The organism is Streptomyces sp. NPDC029296, from assembly GCF_055569255.1.
Map to the genome: position 1 here is coordinate 21,939 of NZ_JBVHXT010000036.1, position 16,540 is coordinate 38,478.

The following is a 16,540-nucleotide window of genomic DNA, read 5'->3' on the forward strand; positions in this document are numbered from 1 at the left end:
CCTTGCAACCAACCAGTTAGTTGTGTGAGTCGGCTCTAAGGAGAACCTCCGCTCATGCCGTCAGCCACCACCACCCAGCAGACACCGCCCGTCCGGGTCCCCGCCCGCGAGCGGCCGGCCTCCGGCACCCTCTTCCTCCTGCTCATCGCCGTCTGCACCGCCGTCACGGCCGCCAACATCTACCTCGCGGCCCCGCTGCTCCCGCTGATCGCCCGCGACTTCGGCACCACCGCCTCGGCCGTGGCCTGGATCGCCTCGGTGGCCCAGCTCGGCTACGCGGCCGGACTGCTCTTCTTCGCGCCGCTCGGCGACCGGGTCAACCGCCGTTCGCTCGTCGCCTGGCTCTCCGTCGCCACCGCCGTCGCGCTGGTCGGCGCGGCCGCGGCGCCGGGCACCGCGGCCCTCGCCGTCGCCGTCTTCGTCGCCGCCGCGGCGACCGTCGTGCCCCAGCTGCTGGTCCCGCTGGTGGCCGCCCGCGCCCCGGCCGACCGGCGCGCCCGGCATGTCGCCGCCGTCATAGCCGGGCTGTTCACCGGCATCGTCGCGGCCCGTGTGCTCGGCGGCCTCGCCGGGCAGGGCCTCGGCTGGCGCTGGGTGTTCGGCGGGTCCGCCGTCCTCACCCTCGCGCTGGGACTGGCCACCGCCCTGGCCCTGCCGGCCGAGCGGCGGGCGCGGCAGGGCGGGCTGTTCTCCGGCATAGCCGAGCTGCCGGGGCTGCTGGGCCGCTCGGCCGAGCTGCGGCGGGCCTGCATCCGGCAGGCGGGGATGTTCGGCGCCTGGAGCGCCCTGTGGACCTCGCTGGCCCTGCTGCTGACCGGGCCGGCGTACGGCCTGTCCACCGCGACCGCCGGGCTCTTCGGCCTGTTCGGGCTGACCGCCAGCGTGGTGGCGCCGCTGGCGGGCGGCCTGGTGGACCGGTTCGGCGCAGGACGGGTCGTCGGCTCCGCGTTCGTACTGGCCGCCGTCGCCGTACCGCTGTTCTGGCTCGGCGGGCACGCGCTGCCGGCGCTGTTCGCCGCCGCGATCGCGATCCACGCGGCCCTGGTCGCCTCCCATGTGGCCAACCAGACGCTGGCGCTGACCACGACGGCCACCCCGGCGACCGCCAACACGGCCTACGTCGTCTCGGGCTTCGCCGGCGGCGCCCTCGCCTCGGCCGCCGCGGGCCCCGCCTTCGGGCACTGGGGCTGGACCGGGGTGTGCGCGGTGGCGGGCGTGTGGCTGGCGCTGGGCTGGGCGGCGACGCTGCGGACCGGCCGCCGGTGACACCGACGGCCGGGGCCGGAGCCCGCCAGGGGCGCGGGTTCCGGCCCCGGTCGGCGTCACGGCCGGCCGGTGTGTACCGCCGTCACAGGCGGGTGATCTCCAGTTCCCCTTCCGCGTACTGCCGGCGCAGCACCTTCTTGTCGAACTTGCCCACGCTCGTCTTCGGCACCACCGGCACGGTGGTCCAGCGCTCGGGCAGCTGCCAGCGGGCGATCCGGCCCTCCTCCGCGAGGAAGGTGCGCAGGGACCGGAAGTCGGCGGTGGCGCCGGGCCGCAGGACGACGGTGGCCAGCGGGCGCTCGCCCCACTTCTCGTCGGGTACGGCGACCACGGCGGCCTCGGCGACGTCCGGGTGGGCCATCAGGGCGTTCTCCAGCTCCACCGAGGAGATCCACTCGCCGCCGGACTTGATGACGTCCTTGGCGCGGTCGGTGAGGGTGAGATAGCCGTCGGGGGAGATGGTGCCGACATCGCCCGTCTTCAGCCAGCCGTCCGCGCTGAACTTGTCACCGGGGCGCAGCGGGTCGGCGTCGGGGCCGTTGTAGTAGGCGCCCGCGATCCAGGGCCCGCGCACCTCCAGCTCGCCGGCCGACTCGCCGTCCCAGGGCAGGCGGGTCCCGCCGGGGCCGGTGAGGCGGGCCTCGACGCCGGCCGGGAAGCGGCCCTGGGTGACGCGGTAGCGGAACTCCTCGTCGGTGCCGGCCACATGGGCAGGCGGGCGGGCCACCGTGCCCAGCGGAGAGGTCTCCGTCATGCCCCAGGCGTGGCAGACCCGCATGCCCAGCTCGTCGAAGGCCGTCATCAGGGACGGCGGACAGGCGGCGCCGCCGATGGTGACCTGGCCGAGGGAGGAGACGTCCCGCGGGCGCGCGGTGAGCTCGCCGAGCAGGCCCTGCCAGATGGTCGGGACGGCCGCCGCGTGGGTGGGCCGCTCCGACTCGATCATCTCGGCGAGCGGGGCCGGCTGGAGGAAGCGGTCCGGCATCAGCATGTTGACGCCGGTCATGAAGGTGGCGTGCGGCAGCCCCCACGCGTTCACATGGAACTGCGGGACGACCACCAGGGAGGTGTCCTGATCGGTCAGGCCCATCGACTGGGCCATGTTGACCTGCATGGAGTGCAGGTAGACCGAACGGTGGCTGTAGACCACGCCCTTGGGGTCGCCGGTCGTGCCGGAGGTGTAACACATGGCGGCGGCCTGGCGTTCGTCCAGCTCGGGCCAGTCGTAGTGGCCGGGCCGGCCGGCGATCAGCTCCTCGTACTCGTGCACCCGGGCGGCGGCTCCCGCGAGCGGGGCACGGTCGCCGGGGCCGGAGACGACAATGTGCTCGACCGTCGGCAGTTGCGGCAGCAGCGGTGCGATCAGCGGGATCAGCGAGCCGTTGACGAGGACGACCTTGTCGGCCGCGTGGTTGACGATCCACACCAGCTGCTCGGCGGGCAGCCGCAGGTTGAGCGTGTGCAGCACCGCGCCCATGGACGGCGCGGCGAAGTACGCCTCGACGTGCTCGGCGTTGTTCCACATGAGCGTGGCCACCCGGTCGTCGCCCGTGACGCCCAGCTCGTCGCGCAGGGCGTGTGCCAGCCGGGCGGCGCGGGCCCCGATCTCGGCGAAGGTGCGCCGGTGCGGCTCGGACTCCCCGGTCCAGGTGGTCACCCGCGACGATCCGTGGACCGTGGACCCGTGGGTCAGGATCCTGGAGATCAGCAGCGGTACGTCCTGCATGGTGCTCAGCACGGAGTCCTCCCGGGCGACATTGCCTACGCGGTGGTAGAGGTTGCGCTGATTCTGCGCACATACCACGCGGTATGTCACTAGGGGGCGTGTCACGCTCCGGTCACCGCGGGCGGGGCGCCCTAGCGGGCCGGCGCCAGTTCGGGGTCCTCGCGCAGCTTGCCGAGCGCCCGGGAGACCGCCGACTTCACCGTGCCGACCGACACCCCGAGCACCTCGGCGGTCTGGGCCTCGCTCAGGTCCTCGTAGTACCGCAGCACGACCATCGCCCGCTGGCGGGCCGGCAGCCGCAGGACGGCCCGCCACATCGCGTCGCGCAGCGCCTGCCGCTCGGCCGGGTCGTCGCCGCACGGCAGGGACTCGGGCTCGGGCAGCTCGTCACAGGTGAACTCGTCCACCCGGCGCTTGCGCCACTGGGAGGTCCGGGTGTTCAGCAGCGCCCGGCGCACATAGCCGTCCAGCGCACGCTGGTCCTCGATCCGCTCCCAGGCCACGTAGGTCTTGGCCAGGGCCGTCTGCAGCAGGTCCTCGGCGTCGGTCGGGTTCGCCGTCAGCGAGCGGGCGGTGCGCAGCAGCACCGGCTGACGGGCCCGCACGTACGCCGCGAACGTCGGGTAGAGGGCAGTCTGCCGCCCGGGGGCGGCGGCCGAGGCGCTGGTGCAGACGGGTGCGGTCATGCCTCCACGCTAGGAGCGGCCTCCCCCGCCGGGTATCGGCCGCAGGTCCTGAAGGCGAGTCCCCCTCAGGTTGTAGGGGTGGGGCTGGCTCCACCTCCTGAAGGTGGAGCACGGGTGCGTCCCGTCTGCGGGTACGACCCTGAGGACTCGCCCGCCCGCCGTCGGGACCAGCCCCGATACCGGCACCCGGGCACCGGCCGTCACCAGGGTCCACGAGGCCCCGGGCACCCGATCCGACGGCGACGGCCCAGACGTCCGACGCTCCACCCTTCCCTTTTTCGAACATACGTACGACCATGGAGCCATGGCCACCCCCGACCGGCAGGCCGCGACCCTGGCCCTCGCGCACGCCCTGTCCGCCGCCGAGCGCGGCCTGGCCGTCATCCCCCTGTCCCGGACGAAGCTCCCGGCCCTGCGCTCCCCCCACCGCGACGAACCGGCACCGCAGGGACCGCCCTGCCACGGCGCCTGCGGCCGCTTCGGCCACGGCGTGTACGACGCCTCCACCGACCCCGGGCGCATCCGCGCCCTGTTCGCCGCCGCCCCCTGGGCCACCGGCTACGGCATCGCCTGCGGGCTCCCGCCGTACCACCTGATCGGCGTCGACCTGGACACCAAGTCGGGCACGGACTCCTCGGCCGCCCTGCGCGAACTGGCCCTGCGCCACCTGTTCACGATCCCGGAGACCGTCGTCGTGCTCACCCCGAGCGGGGGCCGCCACCTGTGGCTGACCGGACCGCCGGACACCGTCGTCCCCAACTCGGCCGGCCGGCTCGCCCCCGGCATCGACATCCGGGGCGCCGGCGGCTACCTGGTGGGCCCCGGCTCCCGCACCGACCACGGCGTCTACGCCCCCGCGCCCGGCACCGCCCACCTGCCCCCGGCCCCCTGCCCGCCGGCCCTGCTGCGGCTCCTCGTCCCCCCGCCCCGACCACGCCACCCGGCGCCGGCCACCCCGGGCGACCATGGCCGGGGCCTGGTCCACTTCGTCCTCTCCGCGCACGAGGGCCAGCGCAACACCCGCCTCTTCTGGGCGGCCTGCCGCGCCTACGAGAGCGGCATCGGAGCCGCCCTCGCGGACGCCCTGACCGAGGCGGCCCGGACGACCGGCCTGCCGGAACACGAGGCCCGCGCGACGATCGCGTCGGCGGCCCGGATGACCACGCACCGGGACCACTGAGCCGGTGCCGCGGACCGATCGGCGAGGGCCGCGGACCGCTGGGCAGGCGCGGTGGCGTGAAGCCTCTTACGATCCGAACGTGACGGACATACCGGATGAACTGATCAGTCTGGAACGCACCGCCGAAGAGGAACGCGCACGCCTGGCGGGCCTCACCGGCGAGGCGTACGCCGAGCAGCAGCGCCGCTTCCGCAGCGCCTCGGACGCCGTGCACGAGGCGATCACCACGCGCGCCGAGGCGACGGGCACCGACCCGCACGAGGTCGAACAGGCGGTACGCCGCGCGGTACGACAGGCCCAGGAGGACCCGGCCGTGGAGTAGCACCCACCCGGACGGACGCCGAGCCGACGGCTGCGGGAAGACCCGCGTGACGGCCGTCGCGGGGTTCTGGTCCGCCTCCGGACCACTGCCCTGGCCACAACGCGACAGGCCCCCACGCAGAAGGGGCGCCCCCTCAAGGAGCACCCCTTCCGGCCTGCGCGTCTAGGAACCGCGCGGAGGCGGTGGGATTTGAACCCACGGTGACATCGCTGCCACGACGGTTTTCAAGACCGTTCCCTTCGGCGGCTCGGGCGACCCACCGTTGCCCCGTCCACCTGGTGCGGAGCATCTATGCCCTACCGGTCACCGGCATCACTCGGGACTCGTGGTCCACACGGGGTCCACTCGCTCGGTTTTCCCGGAACCTGACCTACACACTCCACACGCGGCACGCGGCCTCGGTACCGTCAAGGGGGAGTAGCCCCGACGGACGGAGCACCATGCCTCACCGCCCGCTGCACCGCCGGCGCCTCACCCACAGGGGGGCGCACTGATGCTGGAAGAAGCCGAAGAGATCGGCCGCCGTGTACGCCGTGCCCGGCTCCGTCTCGGCATGCCGCAAGCCGACCTCGCCGCCGCCCTGGGCAAGACCCAGGGCTGGGTGTCCAAGATGGAACGCGGTCTCATCGAACTCGACCGCGTCGGCCTGCTCAACCTGATCGCCTCGGAGCTGCACGTACACCCCAACGACCTGATCGGGCGTCCGTACAACAGCACCCCGGCGGAGAACCAGTGGCAGGTCTCCGCCGCAGCGATCATGCGTGAGCTGCGTCGTTATGACCTCGCTCCGGTCTTCGACGGGACTCCCCGCCCAGCCGGTCGGCTGTGGCAGGAAACCACGCGTCTGCACCGGCTCCGTGACGCCGCCGCCAACATGGCGATCATGGAGGTGCTGCCCGACCTGTTCCGCGAGGCTCGCGCCCTGGCCGAGGTCGCCACGGGCCACGAGCGGGAAGAGGCGTACGCGATCTACGCGGTGTGCTGCAAGTTCGCCCACACGGCCGCACACGCCCTGGGCCACCCCGAGTTGGTCGCCATGGCCTGCGAACGGGCCGCGTGGTCCGCACGGCTGTCCGGCGACCCGCTGCTGCCTGCCGTCGCCGACTGGATGCGCGTCTGGGACATGTGGGCCACAGCCGACTGGGATGACGCCATCGCCCTGTCGGACAAGGCGATCCGCAGCGTGCAGGAAGAGTACGACCGCGGCGAACCGCTGGCCGTACGGGCATGGGGCTCACTGCAACTGCGCGCGGCGGTCTCGGCTGCACGCGGCGGCCGTGGTGCCGAAGCAAAGGACCGGATCAAGCACGCGCGGGCTGCGGCCAAGCGAATGACGGAGGCCGTCGGCCCTCCGGCCTACGACCGCCACAGCCTGACCTTCTCACCGGGCAACGTGCAGATTCACGCCATCAGCATCGCCCTGGAGATGCACGAGCAGGGCGAGGCGCTGTCGATAAGCCGGCGCACGAACAAGGAGCTGATCGAGTCGCTGCCCAACTCCCGTCAGGGCCATCACCACATGGACCTGGCGCGGGCTTGGCTGTGGGACGGCAACCGGGACAAGGCGCTGAAGGAGTTGGAGACGGCCGAGCGCATCGCGCCCCAGCTCGTCCGCAATCACCCCATCGCCCGGTCAACGCTGCGCGGCATCGTGTACGCCGAACGGGCGAGTACCCGGGAAAAGCTGCGCCGCATGTCAGACCGCTTCCACCTGGACGGATAAGGGTCGTATTCCTCTGGTCCATATTGGGCATTGCCGGTCTTCCTAGCTTCGAGGCATGGCCGAACAAACCTCGAAGCAGCTCTCCGTGCGGGGCGTCGGGTCAAGCGCCGGTGCCCCGTTCCACCCCCGCCTCGGTGATCTGGCCCTCGATCTCGCCAAGGGCAGGAAGATCGGCGTGGTCGTCGCCCTGCCGAGCGACACCTCGGCCTCGTACCACCTGCGCCCGCCTGGTGGAGGTGAGGACTGGCGGGCCAACAAGAACGGGGCGACTCTGCGTCCCGTGCCCGTCCCGGTCACGCATACCACCCCGACGCGGCGGGATGCCGTCTACGACCATCGTGCCCATCAGGCCGCGCTGCCGGTGACCGCCCACTACGAGGACGGCGGCACCTGCGAGACCGTGCTCGTGCTCACCCCGGCGCAGGTCGAGCTGTACCACATCCAGTTAGGTCAGCTCATCAAGGCGCGGGAATCGGTTCGGGAGCATGAGCGGTGACCCCGGTCGTGCCGGTGCTGGCTCCGCCGACCTCCGCACGTACCGCGACGCGGTCGCCCATCACCTTCCGCTGCGAGGCGACCGCCCACGACCTCAGTGGTACCCGCGAGATCCTGCTCGCCGCCTATCGCGGCCGGTCCCCTCGTCTCGCCACCCGTTGGCTGCGCGCCGAAGCACTGCACCTCGCCCGACTGCTGTCCCCAGAACCAGGGTCCGTGATTTTTCGGCACGCGCCCGTCACTACCGCAGCACCGACCGGGCCTCGCCCTGACGCCGCGCTGCGCGGGTGCCGGAGGCCGCGAGCGCTGCTCGCCACTCGATGACCTCCGCTTCCGCGCTCCCCTCTCCCTGACGCGCAGGCGGGTTCCCCCACTGAGCCTTACCGCCCAACCAAGGGAAGTGAGTCAATGGAACAGTTCGAGCGTGCACGCCTGGACTCGTACTTCGCGCGCATCACGGACACCTTCGCCCCGGCAGAGAAGCCCTCGGCCTTCCTGATCACCCACCTGCTGCCCGAGCGTCCCGCGTTCGTACGAGCCGTAGGCAACACCACCAGCCTGCGCGCCGTGCTGCCCAAGCCCAAGTCCGTAGACCTCACCGCCCGCCGGGAGATCGAGAAGGCGGCGCAGTGCGACGCCCTCTCCCGAGAGCTGTTCGAGAACCCCGACAGCGCGCTTGACTACATCGAGTCGCGGTCCGGTGGTGAGCCGGTCGTACTGCTCGATGTCGGCGGGTACTTCGCGCCGGCACTCGGCACCCTGTGCGAGCGCTTCTCGGGCCGCGTCCTGGGCGTGGTCGAGGACACGGAGAACGGCCACAAGCGGTATGCGAGCACCGAGAAACTGCCCTGCCCCGTAGTGTCCGTCGCCCGTTCCCCGCTGAAGGGCCCCGAGGACTTCCTCGTGGGTCAGTCGGTCGTGTTCTCGGCCGAGGCGCTGATGCGGGGCCGCGGCGACATCCTGCACGGCCGTCCGGCCCTGGTGATCGGCTTCGGCAAGCTCGGCTCCAGCATCGCCCGCCTGCTCCACGCCAAGGGCGTCCAGGTCACCGTCTACGACGTCGACCCCGTCCGCCGCACGCAGGCCCTCTCGCAGGGCTTCACCGTGGCCCGGGACCGGGACACCGCCCTGCACGGGGCCGGTCTGATCCTGTGCGCGACCGGTGCCGTGTCCTTACGAGGCGAAGACTTCTCCGCCCTGCGCAACGGAGCCTACGTCGCCACGGTTCACCAGCAGTGAAGACGAACTCGACCTGGCCGGTCTTCCCGACGTGTACCAGCGCACCCCCGACGGGGAGCACGTCACCCGGTACCAGACGACCGGGCACTACTTCTACCTGCTCAACGGCGGCAACGCCGTCAACTTCCTGCACGGCGCCAGCGTGGGCCCGTTCATCTACCTCGTGCAGGCCGAGATACTCGCGGGCGTCCGAAACCTCGCCCGTGGAGACCTCGGCCCCGGTATGCACGAGGTCGACGCCACGGACCGCGCGGCCATCGCCGGAACGTGGCTGAACTACTTCAACCGCTAGGAGCAGCCCATGCCGATCACGGCACAGCACGTGCGCGACACCGTCGACGCCTACCTCGCCGACCACCCGGAGGAGAAGGACGCGCTTTCGCTTCTCCGTGAGGTCGTCGAACAGGCCGGCGACTCGGTCGCTTCGCGCAAGGAGTTCCGCGGGCACGTCACCGCCGGCGCCGCCCTGGTCCGCCCCGACGGCCGTGTCCTCACCATCGAGCACCGGGCCCTGCGCAAGTGGCTGCTGCCCGGCGGGCACGTCGAGACCGAGGACACGAGCCTGCGGGACGCCGCCCTGCGCGAACTGGCCGAGGAAACCGGCATCAGCCCTGACCAGGTCCAGCCGGACGGAGACGGCCCCCTGCACATCGACGTGCATACCATCCCGGCCAACGACGCGAAGGGCGAACCGGAACACCCGCACTTCGACTTCCGGTTCCTGTTCCGCACCACCGCCGACGCGGTCGAACTGCAAGAGGAAGAGGTCACGAACTACTCCTGGCAGTTCGCCGACATGCTCACGACCGAGCCCCTGCGCTCCCGCGTGATGGCTGCCGCAGGCTTCTAAGCCAACGGCCAACGGCCGGTCCGCCCCCTCTGCCGGGAGCCGTGCGGTTGCAACTCCGTCTCCGGGCGCCGAGTTGCAGCAGCGGTTGTGCCCTGAGCCACCGAAAGTCAGCCACGGCGGCGGGTGCGTCGAACGAGCGCCCATCACGGGTGTCTCCAGCGACCCGTATCGGCCTCAGCCACTCTTCTTCCATGCGTCGCAGCCCGTACCTCGACCCGGCCGGAGCGTTGGCGACGCGACAGGGCAGCAGAACCGAACTGTCGTTCGTGGGCCCTGCGACTCCGATCTGGTCCACGCCTGGTCCACACACACTGATCAACGACGTGTCAGGGCCGGATCAACGTGAGACAGGCACCCATGCCAAAGGGGCGCCTCTCGTAAGAGACACCCCTTCTGACCTGCATACCTACAACCTCTGCGGAGGCGGTGGGATTTGAACCCACGGTGACATCGCTGCCACGACGGTTTTCAAGACCGTTCCCTTCGGCCGCTCGGGCACGCCTCCCCGCGCCGACGGAGATCGACGGCGCGGGTACAGATTACCGGCCCCCGGGCCGCGGCGGGCGGCCCCGTCAGCTGTCGCCCTGCCGGGTGCCCAGCGTCAGGTCCACCGTGTGCTCCTGGCCGCCCCGCTTGTAGGTGATCGTCACCTTGTCGCCCGGCTCGTGGGTCCAGATCTCGCCGATCAGGGTGGGGCCGCTGTCGATCACGTGGTCGTCGAGCTTGGTGATGACGTCCCCGGGCTTGAGGCCGGCCTTGTCCGCCGGACCGCCCGACTCGACCGCGGCGGCGCCGCTCGTGCCCTGGTCGGTGATCTTCGCGCCGTCGGAGGACTCCTCCAGGGAGACCGAGGCGCCGATCTTGGCGTACACCGGCTTGCCGGTCTTGATCAGCTGCTGGGCGACGTACTTCGCCTGGTTGATCGGGATCGCGAAGCCCAGGCCGATCGAGCCGGACTGCCCGGAGCCGAAGCCGCCGCTCCCGGTGGACTGGATCGCGGAGTTGATCCCGATGACCGCGCCGGAGGCGTCCAGCAGCGGGCCGCCGGAGTTGCCCGGGTTGATGGACGCGTCGGTCTGCAGGGCGCTCATGTAGGACGCCTTGCTGGTGGAGCTGCCGTCGCTGGAGGCCACCGGGCGGTTCTTGGCGCTGATGATGCCGGTCGTCACCGTGTTCGACAGGCCGAAGGGGGCGCCGATGGCGATGGTCTCATCGCCGACGGCCACCTTGTCGGAGTCGCCGAGGGCGAGCGGCTTGAGGTCGGAGGGGGCGTTCTTGAGCTTGATGACCGCCACGTCGTAGCCCTGCGCGTGGCCGACGATCTCGGCGTCGTACTTCTTCCCGCTCGGGAAGGTGGCCGTGAGCCGGCCGCCGTTCACCGCCTCCGCGACCACGTGGTTGTTGGTGACGATGTGGCCCTGGGTGTCGAAGACGAACCCGGTGCCCGTGCCGCCCTCGCCGTCGCTGCTCTCGGCCTGGATCGTCACCGTGCTGGGCAGCGCCCTGGAGGCCACGTTGGCGATCGTCCCCGGCGCGCGCTTGACCTGCGTGGCGCCGTCGGAGGCAGAGATGGTGGTGGAGCCGTGGTCGTCGCGGTCCTTGGCCAGGGTGTAGCCGAGGCCGCCGCCCAGGCCGCCCGCGACCAGCGCGGCCGCCAGGACCGCCGCCACCAGGCCGCCGCGACCGCGCGGCTTGGGCGCGGGCTGCTGCCAGGAGGCGCCCCAGCCGGCGCCCGGGCCGCCCGCGTCACCGCCGTAGGCGGGGCCGCCGCCGTGGGACGGGCCGCCGCCGTAGGCACCCGGGTCGCCGTAGGACGGGGTGGCCGGGGGCGGGGGCGGCCAGGAGCCGTCGGGTGCCGGGCCGGTGGGGGCCGTCCCGTGGGCCGCCGGGGCCTGGCCGGGCGCGGGGGCCGCGGGCGGGGCCGCCGGGTTCGCCGCCGGGTTCTCCGGGGGCACGGGCGGAAGCGGTGCCGTCGGGGCGCTCCCCCCGGGCGCGGGGCCCTGCGGGGAAGCGTCGGGAGAGGCCACCGGCACGGGAGGTGCGGACGGCGCCGGGGGTACCGCGTTGCCCTCGTTCTCGGTGCTCACAGCTCTTCTCCTCGGTCCACGCCTGTTGTCGTCGGTCGCACTGGTCTTGCGTCAGCTTTTCCCACGAGCCGTCAGAGCACCATAAGCGGTGACTGTGCGTCCGGCGGTCCTCTTTATATAGGATCTTTAGCGGCATTCTCCGCAAACGTTATATAAGCGATCAGGAGGACCCCGCCCGCGCGCCGGGAAGTCGCGCCCGCCCCGCCACGGCTACCCGGTGACGGTGGCACCATGACGCGGTGACCCACGCACCCCAGCGCTCCATCCAGGTCGTCGCCCACCGGGGCGCCTCCGAAGACGCCCCCGAGCACACCCTCGCCGCCTACCGCAAGGCGATCGAGGACGGCGCCGACGCCCTGGAGTGCGACGTACGGCTGACCGCGGACGGCCATCTGGTCTGCGTCCACGACCGGCGGGTGAACCGTACGTCCAACGGCCGCGGCGCGGTCTCCGCGCTGGAACTGGCCGATCTGGCCGCGCTCGACTTCGGCTCCTGGAAGACGCGCGAGGCCTGGCACGGACGGGACGAGGAGCCCGACTGGGAGCACCGCCCGGAGGACCGCGAAGAGACCTCCGTCCTCACCCTGGAGAGGCTGCTGGAACTCGTCGCGGACGCCGGGCGGCGGGTGGAGCTGGCCATCGAGACCAAGCACCCCACGCGCTGGGCGGGCCAGGTCGAGGAGCGGCTGCTGGCCCTGCTGAACCGCTTCGGCCTGGCCGCGCCGGCCTCCGCCGCCGAGTCGCCGGTCCGGATCATGAGCTTCTCGGCCCGTTCGCTGCACCGCGTGCGCACCGCGGCGCCGACCCTGCCGACGGTCTACCTGATGCAATTCGTCTCGCCCCGGCTGCGTGACGGCCGGCTCCCCACGGGCGTGCGCATCGCCGGGCCCTCGCTGCGCATCGTGCGCAACCACCCCGCCTATGTGGAGCGCCTGCGGCAGTCCGGACACGGGGTCCACGTGTGGACCGTGAACGAGCCCGAGGACGTCGACCTCTGTGTCGAGCTGGGCGTCGACGCCATCATCACCAACCGCCCGCGCGCGGTGCTGAGCCGTCTCGGCCGCTGAGCCGTCCCCCGGACACCCCTGCCGGTCACCGGCGGGGGTGACCCCGTCACGGGGAGTGCACCGGCGCGTTCGCCGCGTGTCCGCATGTGTCGAGTGCGTCACCGGAAGAGGACTGGCCGGTTTCCGGCGCAGACCAAAAGGGCATTCACACCGTGGCGTGGGGCGAAGGAGGTCTCGGGGGTGGCGTTGGTGGTGGCACAGGAAGTGCCCACGTCGTCGAGCATGGCCGTACCCCATGGCCCTGCGGGCGTGGGGAAGGCACGGCACCGGATGCGGACGCAGTTGCGCAGCGGGGGCGTGGCGGAGTCGGTCATCGACGACGCCGTGCTGATCCTTTCGGAACTGCTGAGCAATGCCTGCCGGCACGGGCGGCCCCTGGGGGACGCGCCGGCCGGGGACGGCGACGTACGCGCCGCGTGGCGGGTCGACGCGCGCGGGCGGCTGCTCGTGGAGGTCACGGACGGCGGCGGTCCGACCCGCCCGGCACCGGCGACACCGTCGGTGACCGCGCACGGCGGGCGCGGGCTGAACATCATCACGGCCCTCGCCGACGACTGGGGCGTCCGCGACGACGTCGAGGGCGAGGTGACGGTCTGGGTGCTGGTCCACGGGGACGTCCACGACCCCGATGCCGGCTGTCCCCACGCCCCGTTCGCTACGCGCGTCACCCGGCCCGTGGTCCGGGAGGCACCCCTCACCGGCCTGGCGCTGCCGGCCGTGGTGGCGGCCTCGGAGGCGGCACGGACGGGCGCGGTGGCCGGCGAGGTGCCGCTGCCTCGGTTGCCGGCGGCGGACGAGAGCCTGCCGGACCTGCCACTGGAAGGCATAACGGATACGACGCTCACGGGCATCACCGGCACGGACGTGCCCCTGTCCGGTCTGACCACCCCGGGCCTGGCGCTGCCGGACCTGTCCGGCCTGGACTTCACGGACGCCTTCGAGGACCAGGACTGACCCGGGACGGCCGGTGGTCGGCGCGCCGGTCCGGTACCCGCGGGCGGCGCCGGGCCCCGGCGGGCGGGGCCCCGCTCGCGCCCACCAGCCGTCGAGCGCCCGTGCGTTGTCCACAGGTTCCCGTCGGTCACGGCCCGAACGGCTAGGCTCCCGACGTACGAGAAGAGCCGTAACCGGGAGACACCCACCATGGCCAAGAAGCGCCCCCAGACGAAGGCCAAGCCGCAGCCGATCGACGGGGAGATCCCGGTTGTCGGCGCCCGCGAGCCCTGCCCCTGCGGCAGCGGCCGGCGCTACAAGGCCTGCCACGGCCGGGCCGCCGCGCACGCCGTGACCGAGCTGGTGCAGCGCCCGTTCGAGGGACTGCCCGGCGAGTGCGACTGGGTCGCGCTGCGCGAGCTGGTCCCGGCCGCGACCGCGGAACTGGCCCTGCGCGACGGCCTGCCCGAGGGCGTCCCGTCGGTCACGCTGGCCACGGTGCTGCCGATGGCCTGGCCCGCGCTGCGCCGGGACGACGGCTCGGTCCTGCTGGGCCTGCAGAACGACACGGCGTCCGGCGACATCAGCCGCGACCTCGCCGACACCCTGCTGCGTGCCCTGGAGGCCGAGCCGGGCACTCCGGTGCAGGGCCGCCGCGCCCCCGCCGAGGGCCCGCGGCTGCAGGAGCTGCTGGACCCGGAGGGCGCTTTCCAGCCGGTCGTGCACAGCGGCTTCGAGTTCTGGGTGCCGGACGCGGAGAACGCGAGCCCGGAGGTGGCCGCCTCCCTGGAGCGGGCCAACGCGGCCGCGATCCCGACCGTACGGCTGACCGGCGTGCCGGCCGCCTACTGGTGCGAGACCCCGGAGAAGAACCACCTGCGCTGGGTCATGCCGCACCCGGAGGAGCAGCTTCTGGACGCTCTCGCACGGCTGCACGCGGCGGGCCGCTCCAGCCTCGGCGAGGGCACCCGGCTCGTGGGTTCCTTCCGTGCTCACGGCCTCACCGTGCCGGTCTGGGACCTGCCGAGCGGCATCTCGGCCAAGGACGTGGAGCAGCCGGCCGCCGAGTTCGCCGAGCGTCTCGCCACCGCCCTCGCGGCCACGGAACCGCTCACTCCGGAGGAGCGCCGGGCCCGCGGCGGACTGACCAACCGGCAGGTCACGCTCAGCTGACGCGTCGTGAGCGCCTCGCCCGGCCGACCGGCCGGGCGAGGCGCGCCGACGGGCCGGACGAAGAGTGACTCGCGTCACAACTCGGCCCTTCTCCAGGAAAATCGGTGTCCGAATCGGCAAGACCGAATTTGCGAACCGCCGATCTCTTGTTACGGTTCCTGTAGCCCGGTTGCTGGTGCATCCCCCGTCGCCAGCAACCGGGCCTTTCCATGCCCTTTTCCAAGGCCGTCCCGCGCCCGTGACCGCGCCCGCACCGGTGTACGGAGCGCGGCGGCGCGTCAACGGGACGCGACGCCTCAGGGGTTGCTGCCCGAGCGGAGCAGCAGGGCCCCGTCCGTGCCGTGCGCGGCGAACTCGGTGACGGCCGTATAGGCGCCCGGGCCGCCCCGGACGGGCTCGCGCGGCGTCTCGCAGGTGGCGGGCTCGTCGTCGGTCCCGGTGACGCAGTGCGTCCGGACGGCCCGGTCGCCCGGTCCCATCAGGCTCAGCAGCGCGTCCAGCGCTCCGCCGGTGGCGTTGCGGTAGTAGGTGCGCGCCCAGGTGTCCCCGTCCCGGGTGAGCACGCAGGTCTGGGCCTCGATGCCGTCCGGCGAGGTGAGGGCCGGGCCGCAGCGGGCGGCGGTGGCGAGCCCGGCGCCGGGCGGGAAGGGGGAACGGCGGGCGCCGTGCGCGCCGGCCCCGGCGTCGGCCGGTACGGCCGTCCGGCCGGTCCTGGCGTCGGCCCGGGCAGCGGCCGGTACGGCGGTCCGGCCGGCCTCGCCCGCCTGTCCCGCGGAGGCCACGGTCAGCGGCAGCGCGGCCACGGCCGCCACGACGGCCCCGAGGGCGAGCAGACGCGGCCCGCGCGGGCCCGGCCCGCCGTGGCGCGGCCGTGCGGCCCGGCGGCCGCCGGAAAGACGCAGCATGTCCGGACGATAACGAGGGGGCGGGCCCCGGCCGCGCCCGACACCCCTACAACTCCGGAGCGCTCACACCCGTACGAGTGAGGGCGTCGACCACGGCGTCCACCACGGCCTCCACATCGGGCACCCAGGGCGCGGCCGAGCCGGGCAGCGGGGCACGCTCCCAGCGCACGGCGCCCTGGCCGGTCTCGGACGGGGGCAGGGCGATGTAGCCGCCCGTGCCGTGGAAACGCAGGGAGCCGGGGACGAAGTCCTTGGCGTAGAGCAGTTCGCCGAGCTGCTCCATGGAGTACGGCTTCACCAGCAGCGACCAGCGGGTGGGCGAGGCGACCACCGGGCCGAGCCGCATGCCGCGCCGGTCGAGCAGGGCGAGGGCGCGGGAGGCGGCGAGGGCCGGCAGGCTGACCGCGCACGGCGCCCGGTCCCCGGTGGCCAGGATGATCGGGGCCTCCGGCCGGTTGGCCCACCACCAGCGGACCATCCGCGCGTCGGTGGTGGCCGCGAGCAGCCCCGGGTCGAAGGGGTGCGCACCGGGCACCGTGCACTCCGGGTCGGGGCAGGCACAGCGGGCCCGCCCTTGCGGGTCCGGCGCCACACCGGGGAGTACCGGCCACTGCCACTCGGTCGCGAAGGTCAGGGCCGCGCCGATCAGCTCGGGCCGCCCGCCGTTCCGCCTGGACAGCAGCCTGCGTCGCCTTTTGAGGATCTCGCGCATGAGCGCTCGTTCCTTTCCGTTGCACCGCTGGCAACACCGTGGATTCATCACACCATGTGTCGATCACTTCACTGTGCGTACCTGTTGGCGCATCACACCCCCGCGCACGGCATGGGTACCCCAGGGGGTCGAGCGTGGGCCGCGTCCGCGTCCATAGTGCGTCTATCAAAAGCACG

Annotated in this window: 13 protein-coding genes, 1 tRNA gene and 2 pseudogenes; 10 read left to right on the top strand and 6 right to left on the bottom strand. The window is 72.8% G+C overall.

All coding sequences use genetic code 11. From position 1 onward, the window contains the following. The first annotated feature begins 54 nt into the window (after positions 1-54). Positions 55-1,266, top strand: a complete 1,212-nt coding sequence (locus ACZ4W9_RS28320; protein ID WP_467940497.1) for an MFS transporter — start codon at positions 55-57, stop codon at positions 1,264-1,266. Positions 1,267-1,348: 82 nt separating this feature from the next. Here ACZ4W9_RS28320 and ACZ4W9_RS28325 read toward each other — a convergent pair whose 3' ends face one another. Together ACZ4W9_RS28325 and ACZ4W9_RS28330 are read right to left on the bottom strand one after the other, a co-directional pair. Next, complete coding sequence (locus ACZ4W9_RS28325; protein ID WP_467940499.1) at positions 1,349-3,004, bottom strand: long-chain fatty acid--CoA ligase; 1,656 nt, start codon at positions 3,002-3,004, stop codon at positions 1,349-1,351. Between the two features lie 119 nt (positions 3,005-3,123). Further along, a complete protein-coding gene (locus tag ACZ4W9_RS28330; RefSeq protein WP_467940501.1) occupies positions 3,124-3,678 on the bottom strand; it encodes a SigE family RNA polymerase sigma factor in 555 nt (184 codons plus the stop codon). 304 nt (positions 3,679-3,982) lie between these two features. Here ACZ4W9_RS28330 and ACZ4W9_RS28335 point away from each other — a divergent pair, with 304 nt between their 5' ends. The 6 genes and pseudogenes from ACZ4W9_RS28335 to ACZ4W9_RS28360 all read left to right on the top strand — a co-directional run bounded on the left by ACZ4W9_RS28335 (position 3,983) and on the right by ACZ4W9_RS28360 (position 9,487). Beyond that, a complete protein-coding gene (locus tag ACZ4W9_RS28335) occupies positions 3,983-4,858 on the top strand; it encodes a bifunctional DNA primase/polymerase (protein ID WP_467940503.1) in 876 nt (291 codons plus the stop codon). 79 nt (positions 4,859-4,937) lie between these two features. Then, the gene (locus ACZ4W9_RS28340) at positions 4,938-5,180 is read left to right on the top strand and encodes a hypothetical protein (RefSeq protein ID WP_467940505.1); all 243 of its coding nucleotides are present in this window, start codon (positions 4,938-4,940) and stop codon (positions 5,178-5,180) included. 493 nt (positions 5,181-5,673) lie between these two features. After that, a complete protein-coding gene (locus tag ACZ4W9_RS28345) occupies positions 5,674-6,903 on the top strand; it encodes a helix-turn-helix domain-containing protein (protein ID WP_467940507.1) in 1,230 nt (409 codons plus the stop codon). Between the two features lie 55 nt (positions 6,904-6,958). Beyond that, the gene (locus ACZ4W9_RS28350; protein ID WP_467940508.1) at positions 6,959-7,399 is read left to right on the top strand and encodes a hypothetical protein; all 441 of its coding nucleotides are present in this window, start codon (positions 6,959-6,961) and stop codon (positions 7,397-7,399) included. 407 nt (positions 7,400-7,806) lie between these two features. Continuing rightward, positions 7,807-8,929 (top strand): annotated as a pseudogene (locus ACZ4W9_RS28355) (adenosylhomocysteinase). Between the two features lie 9 nt (positions 8,930-8,938). After that, a complete protein-coding gene (locus ACZ4W9_RS28360) occupies positions 8,939-9,487 on the top strand; it encodes an NUDIX hydrolase (protein WP_467940510.1) in 549 nt (182 codons plus the stop codon). Between the two features lie 418 nt (positions 9,488-9,905). On the opposite strand, the gene ACZ4W9_RS28365 is transcribed toward ACZ4W9_RS28360, so the two are convergent. Together ACZ4W9_RS28365 and ACZ4W9_RS28370 are read right to left on the bottom strand one after the other, a co-directional pair. Further along, a tRNA-Ser gene (locus ACZ4W9_RS28365) sits at positions 9,906-9,992 on the bottom strand. A 67-nt stretch (positions 9,993-10,059) separates the two neighbouring features. After that, on the bottom strand, positions 10,060-11,574 hold the full coding sequence (locus ACZ4W9_RS28370; RefSeq protein WP_467940512.1) for a S1C family serine protease: 1,515 nt from the start codon (positions 11,572-11,574) through the stop codon (positions 10,060-10,062). 239 nt (positions 11,575-11,813) lie between these two features. On the opposite strand from ACZ4W9_RS28370, the gene ACZ4W9_RS28375 reads away from it, so the two are divergent. The 3 genes and pseudogenes from ACZ4W9_RS28375 to ACZ4W9_RS28385 all read left to right on the top strand — a co-directional run bounded on the left by ACZ4W9_RS28375 (position 11,814) and on the right by ACZ4W9_RS28385 (position 14,747). Further along, positions 11,814-12,641, top strand: a complete 828-nt coding sequence (locus tag ACZ4W9_RS28375; RefSeq protein WP_467940514.1) for a glycerophosphodiester phosphodiesterase — start codon at positions 11,814-11,816, stop codon at positions 12,639-12,641. A 93-nt stretch (positions 12,642-12,734) separates the two neighbouring features. Continuing rightward, positions 12,735-13,334 (top strand): annotated as a pseudogene (locus tag ACZ4W9_RS28380) (ATP-binding protein); the annotation flags it as partial. A gap of 450 nt (positions 13,335-13,784) precedes the next feature. Further along, positions 13,785-14,747, top strand: coding sequence for a DUF5926 family protein (locus ACZ4W9_RS28385; RefSeq protein ID WP_467940516.1), 963 nt, complete (start codon positions 13,785-13,787; stop codon positions 14,745-14,747). A gap of 296 nt (positions 14,748-15,043) precedes the next feature. Here ACZ4W9_RS28385 and ACZ4W9_RS28390 read toward each other — a convergent pair whose 3' ends face one another. Together ACZ4W9_RS28390 and ACZ4W9_RS28395 are read right to left on the bottom strand one after the other, a co-directional pair. Further along, on the bottom strand, positions 15,044-15,652 hold the full coding sequence (locus ACZ4W9_RS28390; RefSeq protein ID WP_467940518.1) for a hypothetical protein: 609 nt from the start codon (positions 15,650-15,652) through the stop codon (positions 15,044-15,046). A 46-nt stretch (positions 15,653-15,698) separates the two neighbouring features. After that, a complete protein-coding gene (locus ACZ4W9_RS28395) occupies positions 15,699-16,364 on the bottom strand; it encodes a bifunctional DNA primase/polymerase (protein WP_467940520.1) in 666 nt (221 codons plus the stop codon). Positions 16,365-16,540: the final 176 nt, after the last annotated feature.